At 50.0% G+C, this 16,867-nt stretch carries 14 protein-coding genes; 9 read left to right on the top strand and 5 right to left on the bottom strand.

Features of this window, described 5'->3' with window-relative positions:
- Positions 1–4: 4 nt before the first annotated feature.
- From E0E37_RS13745 to tsf, 6 genes are all read left to right on the top strand, one after another.
- The gene (locus tag E0E37_RS13745; protein ID WP_130863570.1) at positions 5–502 is read left to right on the top strand and encodes a hypothetical protein; all 498 of its coding nucleotides are present in this window, start codon (positions 5–7) and stop codon (positions 500–502) included.
- On the top strand, positions 499–1,899 hold the full coding sequence (locus E0E37_RS13750; protein ID WP_130863571.1) for a sigma-54 interaction domain-containing protein: 1,401 nt from the start codon (positions 499–501) through the stop codon (positions 1,897–1,899). The genes E0E37_RS13745 and E0E37_RS13750 overlap by 4 nt, the downstream gene beginning before the upstream one ends.
- A 317-nt stretch (positions 1,900–2,216) precedes the next feature.
- Positions 2,217–3,170 (top strand): dimethylarginine dimethylaminohydrolase family protein, encoded by a 954-nt coding sequence (locus E0E37_RS13755; RefSeq protein WP_130863572.1) that lies wholly within the window; start codon positions 2,217–2,219, stop codon positions 3,168–3,170.
- Positions 3,171–3,554: 384 nt separating this feature from the next.
- Positions 3,555–4,034, top strand: a complete 480-nt coding sequence (locus E0E37_RS13760; RefSeq protein ID WP_130863573.1) for a LytR/AlgR family response regulator transcription factor — start codon at positions 3,555–3,557, stop codon at positions 4,032–4,034.
- 209 nt (positions 4,035–4,243) lie between these two features.
- Positions 4,244–5,029: a 30S ribosomal protein S2 gene (rpsB, locus tag E0E37_RS13765; RefSeq protein ID WP_130863574.1), complete on the top strand. Its 786-nt coding sequence runs from the start codon at positions 4,244–4,246 to the stop codon at positions 5,027–5,029.
- A gap of 81 nt (positions 5,030–5,110) precedes the next feature.
- Positions 5,111–6,025, top strand: coding sequence for a translation elongation factor Ts (tsf, locus tag E0E37_RS13770; protein WP_130863575.1), 915 nt, complete (start codon positions 5,111–5,113; stop codon positions 6,023–6,025).
- A 235-nt stretch (positions 6,026–6,260) separates the two neighbouring features.
- Here the strand turns inward: tsf and E0E37_RS13775 are convergent, their stop codons facing one another.
- Positions 6,261–6,593 carry a winged helix-turn-helix transcriptional regulator gene (locus E0E37_RS13775; RefSeq protein WP_130863576.1) on the bottom strand — a complete coding sequence of 111 codons (333 nt, stop codon included), beginning with the start codon at positions 6,591–6,593 and terminating at the stop codon, positions 6,261–6,263.
- Positions 6,594–6,718: 125 nt separating this feature from the next.
- Here E0E37_RS13775 and E0E37_RS13780 point away from each other — a divergent pair, with 125 nt between their 5' ends.
- A complete protein-coding gene (locus E0E37_RS13780; RefSeq protein WP_130863577.1) occupies positions 6,719–7,282 on the top strand; it encodes a flavin reductase family protein in 564 nt (187 codons plus the stop codon).
- 165 nt (positions 7,283–7,447) lie between these two features.
- On the opposite strand, the gene E0E37_RS13785 is transcribed toward E0E37_RS13780, so the two are convergent.
- The 3 genes from E0E37_RS13785 to E0E37_RS13795 form a co-directional block, all read right to left on the bottom strand.
- Positions 7,448–8,125 carry a hypothetical protein gene (locus E0E37_RS13785; RefSeq protein WP_130863578.1) on the bottom strand — a complete coding sequence of 226 codons (678 nt, stop codon included), beginning with the start codon at positions 8,123–8,125 and terminating at the stop codon, positions 7,448–7,450.
- Positions 8,126–8,209: 84 nt separating this feature from the next.
- The gene (locus tag E0E37_RS13790; protein WP_130863579.1) at positions 8,210–8,758 is read right to left on the bottom strand and encodes a DUF6144 family protein; all 549 of its coding nucleotides are present in this window, start codon (positions 8,756–8,758) and stop codon (positions 8,210–8,212) included.
- 201 nt (positions 8,759–8,959) lie between these two features.
- The gene (locus tag E0E37_RS13795; protein WP_130863580.1) at positions 8,960–9,793 is read right to left on the bottom strand and encodes an AraC family transcriptional regulator; all 834 of its coding nucleotides are present in this window, start codon (positions 9,791–9,793) and stop codon (positions 8,960–8,962) included.
- 284 nt (positions 9,794–10,077) lie between these two features.
- Between E0E37_RS13795 and E0E37_RS13800 the strand changes: the two genes are divergently transcribed.
- Positions 10,078–12,861 carry a response regulator gene (locus tag E0E37_RS13800; protein WP_130863581.1) on the top strand — a complete coding sequence of 928 codons (2,784 nt, stop codon included), beginning with the start codon at positions 10,078–10,080 and terminating at the stop codon, positions 12,859–12,861.
- Positions 12,862–12,932: 71 nt separating this feature from the next.
- A complete protein-coding gene (locus E0E37_RS13805; RefSeq protein ID WP_246019735.1) occupies positions 12,933–15,173 on the top strand; it encodes a sensor domain-containing diguanylate cyclase in 2,241 nt (746 codons plus the stop codon).
- 73 nt (positions 15,174–15,246) lie between these two features.
- On the opposite strand, the gene E0E37_RS13810 is transcribed toward E0E37_RS13805, so the two are convergent.
- Complete coding sequence (locus E0E37_RS13810; protein ID WP_130863583.1) at positions 15,247–16,704, bottom strand: GntR family transcriptional regulator; 1,458 nt, start codon at positions 16,702–16,704, stop codon at positions 15,247–15,249.
- Positions 16,705–16,867: the final 163 nt, after the last annotated feature.

Here is a 16,867-nt window from a genome sequence, read left to right on the forward strand (position 1 = left end):
CAGAATGGGTTTTGTAATTGAAGCTTCAGATCTTTCAAAGGGCAGCGTAAAAGTATTTCCGTACACGTCGATGAACAGTGTGCCGGGCAGAGTGAGGGAATTGCTTGAGGGCGGAGCGGACTACGCAGTGCTTCGCTATGAAGGCAGGGAGGAGGCGGCCGTATTCTCCAGTGACGGCGTTCCTGTGAAAAACCCTGGTTTTGATGGGGAATTGACCAGATTGTGGAAGGCTTTCTCCAGAAGTGAATACCGGCGTATCACGGGCAGTGTCGGAAGAAAGCAGAAAAATCCGCGCTACTATCATATACCGGGAGTCGAGGATTCGGCGATCTCTCTTTTTATCGACAACGAGAGCCTGACCGTCCGTAAAGTCTGCGTGGAGGAAGCGATCGGCGCCATGGAGGATCAAAATGTGGCCGCCAATGAAAAGCAGAACGACAAATGCGGTCTGAGAGGGATATCTGTGTATGACGCCAGAGCGGGAGCGATGAAACAGGGATGAGCGTAAATAAAAGCGGAGGACCCATGCTCAGGCGATATGTGGAGCAGCTTCTGAGCATTTACAATTTTATAGACGGTCTTATGATCGTGAATGCGGAGGGCTATGTGGAGTACTTCGGTACCTTCCGGCCGGATGTGAATAACCTGAAGGAACAGGACGTTCTGGGAAAACACATTCTGGAGGTCTATCCGAACCTGACGGAGGAGACGAGCAGTCTTCTGCAGGTGTTGAGACAGGGGAAACCCATCTCAAACCAATACCAGACGCTCTCTACATTCAAGGGGCAGAATATCAACGCGGTCAACACTACCATGCCTATCAAAGATGGGGACGTGGTCATCGGCGCCGTGGATGTCTCACGATATTTGGATTCACCCTACGAGCGGCAGAATATCGCACTGACGCTGAGAGATGCCAACACTTCCGGCGCCTACTATACGGTGGACGATATCATAACCAACTCCCAGAGTATGATGATGATCAAGGAACGCATCCGCATGGTGGCGGATACGGATTCCTCCGTGCTGATCTACGGGGAGACGGGGACTGGGAAGGAGCTGGTGGCGCAGTCGATCCATACCAGCAGCTGCCGCAGAAAAAAGAAGTTTGTCTCTCAGAACTGCGCTGCGATCCCGGCAAATCTGCTGGAGAGCATTCTGTTTGGCACTACAAAGGGAAGTTATACGGGAGCGGAGAACCGCCCGGGACTCTTTGAGATAGCCAATGGAGGAACGCTGTTTCTGGACGAGATCAATTCCATGGAAATGAGCGTACAGGCTAAAATACTGAAGGCTATCGAAGAGAAACGCGTGACCAGGCTTGGCGGACTGGAGCCCATTCCCATCGAGGTCAAGATCGTTTCTGCCGTCAATGAAAATCCCATCAAATGCATCAGCAGCCGGAAGCTCAGGGAAGACCTGTTCTATCGTCTGAGCGTGGTCCAGCTCACCATTCCGCCGCTGCGGGAGCGGATCAACGATCTGTTTTTCATGGTCAGCCATTTTATCCGGGAGTACAATATAAAGATGAACCGCAGCATTATCGGCATTGACGAGCGCGTGGAAGCAGTCTTCAGAGAATACGACTGGCCGGGCAATGTGCGGGAACTGAAAAATGTCATTGAAGGAGCGTTCAACGTGGCTTCCTCCGATTTTATCCAGGCAAAGGATCTGCCTGAATATCTGCTGCACAATGTGGCCCGAATCGAGGAGATGCCCGGCGCGGATGTCTTTGAAGATCCCGAATTCGCCTTGGACAGGGCGGTGGCGGATTATGAGAGCAGTCTCATCCGCAGGGCGCTGTCCGAATCGGATAACCTGGTAGAGGCCGCAAAAAAGCTGAAGATATCCAAACAGTCTCTTCACTATAAAATGGGGAAATACGGAATCGATAAATAAATGCAGGATCATTACCAGACAGGTGAAAACAGTTTTGTTTTCACCTTTTTAATGGAATCGAACGGGATGTGTCCCTACTCTGAGTAAAAGGATTTTTACTGAACGAGTAAAAAATAATTGACCAAGTTCATGTTATTTACAGATATTAAATAATATTGAAGATAAAAACGTTGTTATTTCAACGCTTTTTCATTGGCATGTCTATTGCAAACACATATCTTTAACCGGCAAGTCTTTTGTCGGCAGAAGATATCGTTGCGGAAGCGATCACTGCGCGCTGTCCGCAGATCATTTCAGATCCCAGAAGGAGAGAGAAAATGGACAAAAATGCAAGATATGTCGATGTGGATGCGATTCCTGGCGAGCGGTGGTTTCCGAAGGAGACAGGCTTTGAGGATGATCTGGGCCTGTACTGGGGCGACTGGGGCGTGGCGTCTGAGGTAGATACCCTGCGGGCGGTGCTCCTGCGCAGACCGGGAAAGGAGATCGAGAACTTTGACGCCGGCGAATACCGTTTTTCCGATCAGCCCATCGACGTGGAGCTCATGAGAAAGCAGCACGACAGCGTGGCGGAGCTTTACCGCAGCCACGGTGTGAAAGTGTTTTATGTGGAAGAACAGCGGGAGGACAGACCGAACGCGATCTTCTGCCGTGATCTGGTATTCATGACGCCGGAGGGCGCTATCATCACGCGGCCCGGCATGGCGGCGAGACGGGGAGAGGAACGCTATATCGCCAAAGCGCTGGCGGATCTGGGCGTGCCTATCGTGCGCACGATCAACGGCGACGGCATCTTTGAGGGAGCCAACGCAATGTGGGTGGACCGGAAGACGGTAGTGCTGTCCACCGGCAGCAGGTGCAACCGCAGCGGCTTTGAACAGGTAGAGACGGAGCTGCGGCGCATGGGCGTCACGGAAGTTCTGCACATGCAGCAGCCCTACAGCAATATTCACATCGACGGCGTGATGAATCAGGCCAGCAACGACGTAATTCTGATCCACGCTTCCCAGGTACCTTACGACGTGCTGGATGTGCTGAAAAAGAAGGGATATAAGTTCGTGGAGGCTCCGTCCCAGACGGAGGTTCGAGAGTCGTTCGGCTGCAATTTTGTGGCGCTGGAACCGGGACTCATCGTGATGCCGGAAGGCAATCCCAGATGTCAGGAAGCCTTGGAGAACAGCGGGATCAAGGTGATCACCATCGATATCTCCGAAATACTGAAAGGGCGGGGCGCGCTTCACTGCATTACGGCTTATCTCAAGAGAGGTTAAGAAATTTGTGCCGTCCGTCAAAAGGACAATGAAAAATAATGAGTTTTTCGCCGTCAGCCAGTAAACTGGCTGACGGTATTTTTATACATCCATTACCTTCAGCTGACGAGGACACACACGCCTGAACAGCCCAGATCTCAGCGCCGCCAGCATTCTCGTCCCCGCCTTGCCCCAGTAACGCTCTTATCACAGCTTCACCAGCGTTTTTTCTTAGGAAAGAGAGTAAAAACCTGTTGTGAAATTATTTTGTTTTTTTATCTAAAATTGCAATTTTTGAGTTAAAATCTGCATCTATATTTATATAAGGATAATTCACAGCGCGCCGCGTCCCACAGCCCTTCGGGCTTGCGGCAATTTTTGTCTGAGACAGAGGGAGGTAAGCTTATGGCTGAAATGCTGATCCGTTTTCGGAGCGATACCGATCTGGAATCTCTGCGGGAATTCGTCTCTGCGGAATCCAGGTGGAAAGACAATGTGAAAGAGATCATTATTCTTGATGGTGAGAAAGAAAGGTCCGAATTAGAGAAGAAAGGGTGGCTGATCCTGCCGAGAAAAAGCGGGGTGCATCCGGTGAGAGTCCACAAAATATGCTATCTGGAAAAATCCGGGCGCTGCGTACTGCTGCATCTGATGGACGGAAGCAAACATGTATTTTACGGAAGGTTTGAGGATGTCCTTCCAAACCTTTCGTCCTGCTTTGTGCGCTGTCACAAAAGCTTTGTGGTAAATATGGAGCATACGGAGGAATTAGCGCGGTATTCGTTTTCTCTGAAAACAGGGGCTGTGGTGCCCGTAAGTCAAAAACGCTATCAGGAAACGAAGGCGCTGTATAAATCATTTCTGAACAGCGGGGATTATTTTTGAAAAAACCGCACATTCCTTGAAAAACAATGATTTTTTTCTTGCGAAGAAAGGCAAAATATAGTATAGTATTTAAGGCGTGCGAAAGAAGTCGCCGTCATATCAAATTCACACATCCGGCTCCTTGATGCTGGTGCCCTTGATCCACGTAAGAGATCGGGTTGTTTTTCAAGGATGAGCCGGGTGGCGGAAAAACCAGGAGGTAAAGAATTATGGCAGTTATTTCGATGAAACAGTTACTGGAAGCCGGAGTTCACTTCGGACATCAGACGAGAAGATGGAACCCCAAGATGGCTCCGTACATTTTCACTGAGAGAAACGGAATTTACATCATCGATCTGCAGAAGACTGTGAAGAAGATCGAGGAGGCTTACAACTTCATGAAGGAAGTTTCCGCCAGCGGAAAACCGATCCTTTTCGTAGGTACGAAGAAGCAGGCACAGGGCGCGATCTTCGATGAAGCGACCAGATGCGGTCAGTTCTATGTAAACGAGAGATGGCTGGGCGGCATGCTGACCAACTACAAGACCATTTCCCTGCGTATCAAGAGACTGAACGAGATCAAGGCCATGGAGACCGACGGCACATTTGACGCGCTGACAAAGAAAGAAGTCATCAAGCTTCGTGCCGAGCTGGAAAAGCTGGAAAAGTTCCTGAACGGAATTAAAGATATGAAGGGTATGCCCGGCGCACTGTTCGTCGTAGACCCGAAGAAAGAAAAGATCGCGATCAAGGAAGCTCGGATCCTGGGCATTCCCATCGTGGGCATGTGCGACACCAACTGCGATCCCGACGACGTGGACTATGTCATTCCCGCCAACGACGATGCGATCAGAGCAGTCAAGCTGATCTCCGGAAGAATGGCTGACGCTGTGATTGAAGGAAAGCAGGGCGAGTCCTTCGACGAGGGAGAACCTGCCGCAGAGGAAGCCGCTCAGGTTCCCGAAGCTGCGGAGGAAGTTGCTGAGAAGGCTGCCGGGGATAACGCGGAAGCTTAATAGATCGCGGCGCGGTCCGGCTGGTCCGGATCGCTGTGGATCTGATGAAATGAATGACGATAGATGAAATGGAGGATGAACATGGGCGTTACTGCTGCTATGGTAAAAGACCTGCGTGAAAGAACCGGCGCAGGAATGATGGACTGCAAAAAAGTACTGGTCGAGACGGACGGCGATATGGATAAGGCCATTGAGCTGCTGAGAGAAAAAGGGCTGGCAAAGGCCGCGAAAAAAGCGGGCCGCGTTGCCGCCGAGGGTCTTGTAAAGCTGGCTTTCTCTGATGATGCAAAGACGGCGGCTCTTGTAGAAGTCAATTCCGAGACCGACTTTGTCGCAAAGAATGAAGAGTTCGTGGAATTCGTAGACGGGCTGGCCAAGCTGGCGCTGGAAACGGAAGCCACCGATATGGACGCCTTCCTGGCGGTGGATTATAAGGGCGAAGGGACTGTCACCGAGGTCCTGAACGCGAAGATCGCGAAGATCGGCGAGAACATGAACGTTCGCCGCTTCACGAAGCTGAACAGACCTAACACTGTATATGTAGGTTATATCCACGGAGCCGGAAAGATCGGCGTTATCGTCGGTCTGGAGACTGAGGCTTCTGTGTCTGAAGTCACTGCGGTGGGCAAGGACATCGCCATGCAGGTAGCCTCCATGAATCCGAAGTTTGTGGACGATTCCTCTGTTGATCCCGCCTGGCTGGAGGAAGAAAAGAAGATCGCGGTCCAGCAGCTGCTGAACGAGGGCAAGCCCGAAGCTATGCTGGACAGGATCATCCCCGGAAAGATCAAGGCGATCCTGAAGGAAGTCTGCCTGGTAGACCAGAAGTTCGTAAAGAACGGGGACATGACGGTCAGCCAGTATGTGGACAGCGTAGCCAAAGAGATCGGAAAATCCATCAAAGTCGTGGAGATGATCCGTTTCGAGGTCGGCGAGGGAATCGAGAAAAAGGAAGAGAACTTTGCTGAGGAAGTTGCAAAGCAGATGGGAAACTAATCTGACTTGAAGCACTGATAAAAAAACCTTTTAAATTCAATGTTTTCAAGGCATGGAAAGTGTATAGGAAAAGAGAGGTGTTATACCTCTCTTTTTTTATTTGTAAAGGCATAAAGCTGGAAAAAACTTCACAGACCAACAGACAGGGGAACTTCAGCAGTCTAAGATATACAATTATGAAAGAAGATGTGCTTAGAAAATAATTTGAAAGAGAAAATATTTTGGGAAAAAGAGTTTATTCCCTGTTGTTTTCGCCCCAAACGCACAATTGGTCTAAAACATTCATCAATGATCTGCCTCTGTCGCTTAAGCTGTATTCAACCTTTGGCGGTATCTGAGGATACTCTTTCCTAATAATGAGACGATTTGCTTCTAATTCTTTTAGATTATTGCTAAGAGTTTTATCTGTCACATTTTTTAGATAACGTTTTAATTCGTTGAACCGAACGACTTCAAATTCCATTAAACAATAAAGGATAACCATTTTATGTTTTCCGGAGATAAGAGATAATGTGTAGCTGAATCCTGTCTCTTCAAAATTAGAATTTTCAATATAATTCTTTATCATGCATACTTTCTCCTGAGATAGTACCTGTCATATTTGACAGTACTTGCATTTTTTCTGTTGCTTGATAAAATTATAAATGAGGAAAACAGTTCTGTCAAATTCTTAATTAGAAAAGGAGCAACAATATGCGAAAGAAACTAAATGTAACGGAAGGTATTTTTCCAATGCCTGTTTTAATGGTAGCAACTTACAATGATGATGACAGCGTTAATGTCATGAACGCTGCATGGGGGACGATGCAAGCTAGAGATACGGTGGTCCTACAATTAACAGAATCACACAAAACAGTACAAAACATTAAAAAAAGAGGAGCGTTCACAGTCAGCATTGCAGATGCGAAACATGTAGCTGAAGCGGATTACTTTGGCGTTGTATCGGGCAACAAAGTAGCAGACAAGTTTGAAAACAGCGGTCTGACTTCAAGTAAAGCAAATACGGTAAATGCACCGGTAATCAATGAATTCCCTATCTGTTTAGAGTGTGAGTTTATCGAATATCAAAATAATACGTATGGGTGTGGTGTTATCGGTAAAGTTGTAAATATCACAGCAGACGAAAGCGTTATGGTTGATGATAAAATCGATATGTCCCTAGTAAATGCTATAGCTTTTGACCCTTATACACATGGGTATTATAGAGTGGCTGAAAGAGTGGGAGAAGCGTTTAAGGATGGTCTACAACTAAAGTAGGTCGATTTTGTTATCTGAGGTTTACAGTTGCTTTTTTGTACCTTATAGATTACTTAATACAGCAAGTTTAAGCTCATGGCATAATAAAACCAGAGGCTGACCTACATCAAAATGCCGCCATTGGAGACAATAGACGGCGTTTTTCGTGTAAGGCGAGAAGCCCAACTATTCCAATATCCAGTATTTTTGTGGATGTACCTCAAAGATACCGCCATTGATCCTTTCGAGGATCTCTCCTTTCAAATTTCGAGAGATCGTTTCTTCATGATATTCATAAACAGGTTCTTCTTTTTCCCACCAATTATGAAAATAAAGAATCTCACCCTCTGCATGAGAAAATGATTCATGTTCTTTTATTTGAAAGCCGATATCCATGAGCCCATTCGCTTCGGTCCATAATATTTGAAAATAGTTGTCTGATGACTGACGAGTCAACATCACCGGCGCCGTCTTCAACAGCAAGTTGTAACAGTCGTCTGCGATCCACAGCGGCAGGATAGCCACTGTCTGTACTGCGGCGCCGTCTAACACTTCGTCAGGATTAAAGGCTAAGATGTGGATCTCATTCTGGGGGAAATCCACTAACAGTGTATAAATGATGTCTGCGTGATAAAGAGAAGGAACACCGAAGTATTGGCCTTCTTTTGCAATGACAGGCTCGATCAGTCTCCCTTCCGGGAAGCGAACATACACGGCTCTGTTTTTACTGAACGGATGCCGGGCTTTGTATAATTCCGCAGCTTCATATAAATCACCGCCTGTGTGATCCGTACCCCAGTACCAGATATGGCTGTTGCCAACTGGGGAAAGATGATAGATTCCGTTTGTTTTTATTGTTTTCATACGATTGCGATTCTCCCAATTTCCATGTGACGATCCCAGCGACATACACATTATACCGTCTGACTGCGGCTTTTCCTATCGTTTTTACCGCCAGTTGGGGTTATGGAGCGTAATTTTCATAAGACATACCGGGTCGCCCATCTTTATGCTCTTCAGCAGCTCCACATCAACGTCGCAGGCAAACGCTTTTTCAAAAAGGACTTTGCTGTAGCCGGTAGTACACTGGCACCATGTATCAGTCTCTAACTTATCTACTTCTCCAAGCATAGGGCAGGGACAGAAACCAAACTGCAGATAAAGTTCGCCGTCTCTGCAGAAAAGCCCAGCGGCTCTTGCTTTTTCTGAATCTGTAAATTCTTCTATATTTGTCGAGGCTGCCATCAATTCCTTTACAAGCGCAAGTTTTTCGTCCATACCGTAACCGCATTGACAGTTCATTCGTATTTTCTTTATGGTACCGGGTTCAAATTTGCTTTCCAGGCGCTGCATGGTGGATCTTACCCAATCCGGGTCTCTTTCCGCCTGTGCCGCCTGCTTATGTCCATACACCACTTCCATGGCTGCATCAGCATCGCTTTCCGCTTTGACGGCTTCATAAATTACATTCTCCTGTATTCTTCTTATATTAAACATACGTTCCTCCGCATTCTTCATTAACAATAAGCCAATAAGCTTAATATCCAGTATCGCCACGGTAGAGGGGGGCAATGATCCCAGGTGACAGGGGTTACTTCTTTAATGACAGCACAGGGCGGCCTCCTTCCTGATAAAGCATTCTAAATACTTCTCAATTATAGAAGGAAAGCCGCCCTGTTGACTTCTGAATTCTTGCTCTTATGAAATCGGGATACACAAATCCATAACAACGCTGTGATTGTCCCGGTCAATGTGACGATAGATATTCAATCCATACCGCCGCGCCATCTTATAGCCGCTCTGAGGGAGCCAAACGCTGAAGATCCCCTGCAGCGTCTGAAAGATGTCTTTGATCTCACCGTCGAAATGATATACGATCCATTGGCCGCTGTTGATCCGCATAACATTACTAAGGCCACAATCATGTTCCACAGTCATGCAGATATCGCAGATACACTGCTCCGGTTCCGTAATGGACGGATCATGGAAAAAGCGCTCTGCCAAAATGGTCTTTTCATTCAAAAGCGGTGTATGCTTATCTATAAACTCATACCAGTTTTTTTCAAGGCCCGCATAGTCTCCAATAAACCGTTCATACAGTACAAAGAGATCGCCCAGCTTTTGAACTTCGATCTGCGCGGCATATTCCTCTGCCGTTTTGAAGCGAACGACCCGGGGCGGGGCGAAGGGAACGGCCGCGCTATGGATCGGTATGGACTGCCGAAACGCAGAGGGCGAAGTTTCATGAAGCTTTCTGAATGCAGTGCTGTAATTGGACGCGCTGTATCCGTAATCCAGACCAATCTCTGTGATCGCTTTCGTTGGATTCAGTTTCATATCGATGGCGCTTTGATCGATCTTACAGCGTTTAATAAAAGAATAAAGGCTTTCGCCGGTCTCCTCTTTGAAAATTCGGCTGAAATGGTATTTGGATATAAAAAAATGAGCGGCTACCGTGTCAAGGGATAAATCTTCATCTAGATGCTGCATAATGTAGTCAATGCTTTGATTGACAAGCTTTGTTCTGTCCATATCGTTCCTCAAAGTTTAAAGGTTTTATTGATCTCTTCATACCGACCGGCCACTGGGAAATATAGTATACCATTATAAGTTCCCAGCTTCAAGGTTGTCCATTCCTCATTGACGTAATCCTTCGCCATCTCTCGCCAAACAGTTGCTATTTACCCCTGATTTTGCTATACTGATCAATATATATGTATGTGAACAATCTGAGGCTGCGGGTGCTTATTGTGGCATGCATGGACTGAAAAAGAATAAATGATCCTCATTTTTCATAGGGAACAGGCGGTTAAATCATGGGAGATAAGTGTGTGACTGTACATAGCGGGAAGGCGGCTCATATCCAGTGCCCGGCAGCGGTGGAAATGCTGAAAACGGGTGTGATCTGCTGTCTATTGGACGATGATCTGACGTTTTGCTGGGGGAATTCCAGCTTTTTTAAAAGTATTGGTTATTTGAGGGATGACTTTTGCGGCAGTTTCCGCGATCTGCGGCAGTATTATAAGGAATTTCCCGATGAGTTCGATTCGATCCGGCAGAGCCTGCAGAGAGCCGGTGAAAACGGCGGCGGGGATATGGAAGCGGCTGTCCGCCTGCCTCTGAAGGCCGGGGGATTTTCCTGGGCGCGTCTTTGCGCAACGATCCGGAAAGATCCAGCGTGGGGAGTGCCGGTGCTGCAGGCGGAGTTTTCTGACGTGGACCGGCTGGTTGCGGAAAAAGAGGAACAGACGCGTCTCTGCAGGCAGAAACTGCAGTATTTTCACTGGATGCTGGATGCCTATGAGGGCAATGTTTATGTCAGCGACATGGACACTTACGAACTGCTGTATGTGAATAAAGCATCCTGCAGGGTACTGGGTGCTCCGGCTGCAAAGTTAGTGGGCCGGAAGTGTTATGAGGTGATCCAGGGAAGAACATCTCCCTGTCCTTTCTGTACCAACAGCAAACTGACAGAGGATGATTTTTACGAATGGGAGTTTTCCAATCCGGTGCTGGAACGGACCTTTATGATCAAGAACCGGATCATCGACTGGGATGGCCGGCGTGCGCGTCTGGAGCTTTCCTATGATATGTACAGCACGGAATATAAGCTGGCGAAGAAAGATCAGGAGCGGGATGCGCTGATCCGCAGCGTGCCGGGAGGGCTGGCGCGGGTGGACGGACGGGATATGAATACAGTCCTCTGGCACAGCGGTGGTTTTTTGAATCTCATCGGCTATACCGAAGAACAATTTGAAGAAGAACTGAATTCCGGCTGCGGTTATATGCATCCGGACGATGCGGAACACGTGTCCGCCGTCATGCGGCAGTCCGGAGAGACCGGCGAGCCCACAGTGGTGGAGGCACGCATCATCACCCGGGACGGGAGCGTCAGGATCGTGCTGATGACCTGCAGCTATGTCGGCGGCGAGGACAGCTGGGACGGGATCCCTTCTTATTACAGCGTGGGTGTAGACGTGACGGAGGAGCGGACGGAGCAGGCCCGGCAGAGGCAGGCTCTGGAAGACGCCTGTAAGGCGGCGCAGATCGCCAACGAAGCCAAGACTAATTTTCTTTCCTCCATGTCCCACGATATCCGAACGCCCATGAATGCGATCATCGGCATGGCGGTCATCGCTCAGGCAAATCTGGAGTATCCGGAAAAGATACGGGACTGCCTGAACAAGATCAATGCATCCAGCCGGCATCTTTTGAGTCTCATCAACGAGGTGCTGGACATGTCCAAAATCGAAAGCGGAAAAATTGATCTGGTTTCCGAGAACGTTTCTCTGTCGGAGCTGATCGAAGATGTCATGGATGTGTTCCGGCCGCTGGCGGCGGAAAAGCATCAGCGGCTGCAGATCAACGCCGACCATGTGCGGCATGAGTGGATCGTGACGGATCGGAACCGCCTGCAGCAGGTTTTGGTCAACCTGCTCTCCAATGCCGTTAAATATACTCCCGATGGGGGCAGCGTGGGACTGCGGGTCCGTGAAGTTCCGTCTTTTGCCAAAGACAGAGGTCAGTATGAGTTCATCGTCACCGACAATGGGATCGGAATGTCCGCTGATTTTGTTCCCCACATTTTTGAGCCGTTCTCCCGGGCGGAGGACTCCAAGACCAATCAGGTGCAGGGCACGGGACTGGGCATGACGATTACGCAGAATATCGTCAATATGATGAACGGCACCATCGAGGTCAAGAGCGCTCCAGGTCAGGGAAGCAGGTTCATCGTCGCCGTCTCCTTCGAACTGTGCGGGGGAGCGGAGGAGAACGACGGGGAACTTTCCGGACTGCCGGTGCTGGTGGTGGACGACGATCAGATCATCTGCGAAAGCGCGGCTGAAATCCTGGATGAACTGGGCATGCGGAGCAGCTGGGCGTTGTCGGGAAGGGAAGCAGTGGGCCGCGTTGTGGCCGCCCATGAGGCGAAGGACGATTTTTTCTCGGTGATCCTGGATTGGAAGATGCCGGAAATGGACGGGCTGGAAACGCTGAAGGTGATCCGAAAAAAATTGGGAATGGACGTGCCGATCATCATCATTTCTGCCTACGACTATTCCGAGATCGAGGAAAAATTCCGGATGGCCGGGGCGGACGCCTTTATCACAAAACCGCTGTTCAAGTCCAAAATGGCCCATACGTTCCACCAGCTCTGCCGGAGCGGGCGTTCGTCAGACGCCGTGTCCTTTCCTGTTCAAGAGATATCTTCCAGTCTGGAGGGCAGACGGATCCTGCTGGTGGAGGATAACCAGCTCAACAGGGAGATCGCGGCCGAATTGCTGCAGATGCATGGCTTTGTCGTGGACGAGTCGGCCAACGGCCGGCTTGCAGTGGAAAAATTTTCGGTCTCCGCATTGGGAGAATACGACTGTATTCTGATGGACATCCAGATGCCGGTGATGGACGGCTATCAGGCGGCAGAGGCCATACGGGCGCTGGACCGGGCCGACGCGCAGACCGTTCCCATCCTCGCCCTGACAGCCAACGCTTTTGCGACGGACATTGGAAAAGCTCACAGCGCCGGTATGAATGACCATGTGGCAAAACCCATCGACGTGGACAGGCTCATGGAGACGCTGCAAAGATGGATCAGATAACGGAATCACCAGAAGGAGAAGTACGGGCTGCCGGCGGGAGCCTCAGGCTTCGGGATCGTGAGGAGATAAACGTGAAAAGACTGATGAAAGGGCTCAGCCCGGAAGGGGAGGCCCTCCTGAATCTTATCCCCGGCGGGGTCATGCAATGCAGAAATGACGGCGATTTCACCATCATTGAGGTCAGCGAAGGCTTTCTTGCCATGTTCGGATTTGCCAGAGAAGAGTTGGACGCGCAGTTTCAGGGCCGGTTCCTCGACCTGATCCATCCGTCGGACCGGCAGAATTTCCTCATCGAAGTCGACCGGCAGCTGAGCAAAGGGGACCGGATTTCCCTCAGCTACCGGGTACTATGCAAGGATGGCGGCTATAAATGGACCGCCAGCAGCGCTCAATTGTTCGGCGATGAACAGGAAGAACGATTTTTCTGTATTTTTCTGGATCTCACTGAGGTGAGGGACGCGCAGGAAAAGCTGCGTCTGTCTCTGGAACATCTGGAGATCATCATGAATCAGTCCTCCGATATCATTTTCGAATGGGATTTCGACGCGGACGCCATATCCTTTTCTCCAAATTGGCTGGAGAAGTTCGGATATGCGCCCCACTATGACGGCAGCCTGCAGAAGAAAGATATCTTTCGCCATTTCCATCCCGACGACGTGGAGCCCATGGCTGAATTAATGAAAGAAGCCAGAATCGGAATACAGAATTCGGTCGTGGACGTCCGCATATGCAATTCAAAGGAGCAGTACATCTGGTGCCGGATCAGGACAGCCACCCAATACAGCGCGGAGCATAAGCCGCTTCGAGCGGTGGGAACGATCTCGGATATCGACGAAGAGAAGCGGTTGATGGAGGATCTGCGCCGGCGGGCAGAGCTGGACGCTCTGACCGGGCTCTACAATCACGCCGAAATGGAGCGGAGGTCGGAACTGTATCTGGAAGGCATGCCGGAGACGATCTGCGCCATGTTTATCATCGACGTGGACAATTTCAAGCGAGTCAACGACGGGCAGGGACATCTGTTTGGGGACGCAGTGCTGGCCGAGCTGGCTGCGGGAATGAAAAAGCTGACGCGAAAGTCAGACGTGATCGGCCGGATCGGCGGCGACGAGTTCGCCATATTTCTGAAGGACATCCCCTCCTCGCAGATGGCCGAGGAGAAAGCGCGTAAGCTGCTGGATATCTTCCGGCACCTGTTTCAGGGGGAGAAGCAGTCCGTGGGGGTGACCTGCAGTATCGGCCTTGCCATCTATCCGTGGGACGGTCTGGATTACCAGAGCCTGTACCACTGCGCAGACCTGGCGCTGTATCAGGCCAAAAGCCAGGGAAAAAACCGGTACGCCCGGTTTGATGCAAAGAGTATGGAGACGGTGGACCGGATCGGGTATTCTTCTCTGGGCGCGGCTATCGATTCCGATCAGAATACCAGCGGCAGCGGAGGAAATCTGGTCAACTATGTATTCCAGATCCTGTATGACGCCGACGATATCGACGCCGCTGTGGAAGCGATCCTGGAGATCGTGGGCCGGCGATTCGACGTGAGCCGGGCCTATGTATTTGAAAACAGTGCAGGCGGGCAATACGCCAATAATACCTACGAGTGGTGCAATGAGGGAATCACGGCTCAGAAAGAGTTTTTGCAGCAGTTTCCCTATGAAAATGTGAAGGGCTATCAGGAACTGTTCGACAATAACGCCGTTTTTTACTGCCGTGATATTCACGCGCTCACCCCCGCTCAGACCGCGCTTTTTGAGAGTCAGGGCATCTGTTCCACGCTCCAGTGCGCGCTTTATGACGGGAAAGAATTCCGTGGTTTCATCGGGTTCGACGAATGCACCGGCCTGCGCATGTGGAATAAAGATGAGATCGGGATGCTGTCCCTGGTGGCTCAGCTTCTGACCACGTTTCTCCTGAAAAAGCGCGAGGTGGACCGCAATCAGCAGATGATGGTCCAGCTCAACACGATCCTGAATATGCAGGACGCTTACATCTACGCCATCGGGACGGACAATTATGAGCTGCTGTATCTGAATCAGAAAACGTTTGAACTGGATCCTTCCGCCAGAGTCGGCATGACCTGTCATCAGGCATTTTTCAGGCGCAGCACTCCCTGCGAGACCTGTCCGCTGTCCGGGGCCTCGGAGGTCTTTAATCCTCAATACGGCGTCTGGACCAGAGTCCGATACTCCACGATGAAGTGGGGGGACAGGGACGCATATCTGATCAACTGCACCGACATAACGGAATATAAGCGGCTGCAGAGCCCGGCGGCAACATACGGCATGGAAGAAGAAAAACAAACGAAGCGATAGATGGGGCCGGAAGAGTCCGGGCCTGCATAGAAGAGTGAAAGCCCTGTGGATCTTCCACAGGGCTTTTGTCGCGTCAGCTTATGCTTTGGTCAGGAATGAGAATGTTTTCCGCGTCGGAGATACCCAGCTGCGACAGGGTATTCAAGGTGCTGCGAAGTTCGGCGATGATCAGCTCCTCCAGTTTGGCAGAAAACTGTGGAAGATCCGCTTTCCTCAGCGAGTCGATCAGGACGTCGAAATAAGGATCGTACATGGCGTTGATGGTCTTCTGGCTTCCTTTTGTGCCGCGGAGCGCATAAGCCCAGAAAAACTGCCGCAGAAGCTCGGAGTAAACGGTACGCAGCGCCTGATACGGAGCGTGTACTGTGATCTGATCCAGCAGGAAATAGGATAAGACCTCGCCTCGCCGCCGTTGTCTGTTCGTCTCCAGTTCATCGCACAGCTGCCCGATCGTATGGGTATCGAGAGAAGAAAGCGTCGTCAGGGATACTTCCCGGCAGGACAGGGCCAGTATCTGAAGGCTTCTTGCCATATCCAAAAGCCGCCGTCGGAGGACTGGTCTGGAAAAATCGCTGTTCTCTGTGGTTTTTTCAAAGGGAAGAACCTTAGTGCCCGCATATTTGGCGGATTTTATAGCGCCTACGCTGTCCAGAAGCTCAAGGGTCCTGCGGACAGTGCTGACGGATACGCCCCTTTGAGCAGCCAGCTCCTTCTGAGAGGGGAGCTGGCTTCCGACAGGATGAACTCCGCGGCTGATGGAGATGAGAAGCTCCATGGCAAAGGAATAGCAGAGCTGCCTGCTTTTTTCATAGGAACTCCAGAAAAAAGTAATTTCGTTTTCAGGGGATAGAAGGGTGATCCTGGACGCATAGAACCGGTTAAGGGCCAAAGACATCCTGGCGATAGACCGGTCCACTGCGATCCGCAGAGCGGCCCAGTCTTTTTTCCGGCAAAGGGTCAGAATATCCGGCAGATAATCTGTGGATCGTTCAAAGTACTGCAGATTCTCTTCCAGACTGAAAAAGGGATCGTGCAGAAACATGAAAGTCTGCCAGACCAGGCGCATGAGAAGGGGGTTATTGAGAGCGCTGTATTTCTGGTTTAGGTGCTCCAGCATGGCGTAAGGGGCCGCCGCGCGATCTTCCCCCAAAAGGGATTCCATGGCCTGCAGCGTGTCCTGCCCGGCGTTTTTCAGTCCGATCCACTGAGCGTTGCCAAACAGAGGCCCCATGGAATTTCCCAGGTCGATCATTGCGTTTTTGCGCATTGCAAAAAATGCCTGGATCAGCTGCTCCGTTTCCCGGCTGTCATAGTTTGTTTTTACTGTGGCCCCAATATTTTTTGACAGAGAGATATATCCATTTTCTTTGAGCTTCAGATACGCAATGCGGACAGTGTCAACGGATACGCAAAGCCGCGCGGCGGTCTCCTCCATGGTGGGGAGCCTTTCCCCACAACGGTAGGCGCCGAATTGTATCTGAGTAAGCAAAACATTGTAGACAACTTTGCGTAATTCTGTACTGGTTTCCAAAACAGGGTCCTCCATTTTCTACAAGAATCGAACTTACAGGATCAGTATATCATTTTTGAAACGTGGTTTCTATAAACTTATACCTTTCAGGCCTTTCGACAGAAGGTTGCTATTTTCGCTTCTGTTTGCTATACTTTAAATAAATATGTATATGAACAATTGT

Origin of the sequence: Bacilliculturomica massiliensis, assembly GCF_900605495.1 — a bacterium.
GTDB lineage: Bacteria > Bacillota > Clostridia > Peptostreptococcales > Anaerovoracaceae > Bacilliculturomica > Bacilliculturomica massiliensis.

Bases quoted from the DNA above. Each gene is read 5' to 3' on its own strand.
- E0E37_RS13755 (WP_130863572.1), top strand. From the start codon at position 2,217: ATGGACAAAAATGCAAGATATGTCGATGTGGATGCGATTCCTGGCGAG.
- rpsB (WP_130863574.1), top strand. From the start codon at position 4,244: ATGGCAGTTATTTCGATGAAACAGTTACTGGAAGCCGGAGTTCACTTC.
- E0E37_RS13775 (WP_130863576.1), bottom strand. From the start codon at position 6,593: ATGATAAAGAATTATATTGAAAATTCTAATTTTGAAGAGACAGGATTC.
- E0E37_RS13780 (WP_130863577.1), top strand. From the start codon at position 6,719: ATGCGAAAGAAACTAAATGTAACGGAAGGTATTTTTCCAATGCCTGTT.
- E0E37_RS13795 (WP_130863580.1), bottom strand. From the start codon at position 9,793: ATGGACAGAACAAAGCTTGTCAATCAAAGCATTGACTACATTATGCAG.
- E0E37_RS13760 (WP_130863573.1), top strand. From the start codon at position 3,555: ATGGCTGAAATGCTGATCCGTTTTCGGAGCGATACCGATCTGGAATCT.
- tsf (WP_130863575.1), top strand. From the start codon at position 5,111: ATGGGCGTTACTGCTGCTATGGTAAAAGACCTGCGTGAAAGAACCGGC.
- E0E37_RS13745 (WP_130863570.1), top strand. From the start codon at position 5: ATGGGTTTTGTAATTGAAGCTTCAGATCTTTCAAAGGGCAGCGTAAAA.
- E0E37_RS13790 (WP_130863579.1), bottom strand. From the start codon at position 8,758: ATGTTTAATATAAGAAGAATACAGGAGAATGTAATTTATGAAGCCGTC.
- E0E37_RS13800 (WP_130863581.1), top strand. From the start codon at position 10,078: ATGGGAGATAAGTGTGTGACTGTACATAGCGGGAAGGCGGCTCATATC.
- E0E37_RS13785 (WP_130863578.1), bottom strand. From the start codon at position 8,125: ATGAAAACAATAAAAACAAACGGAATCTATCATCTTTCCCCAGTTGGC.
- E0E37_RS13750 (WP_130863571.1), top strand. From the start codon at position 499: ATGAGCGTAAATAAAAGCGGAGGACCCATGCTCAGGCGATATGTGGAG.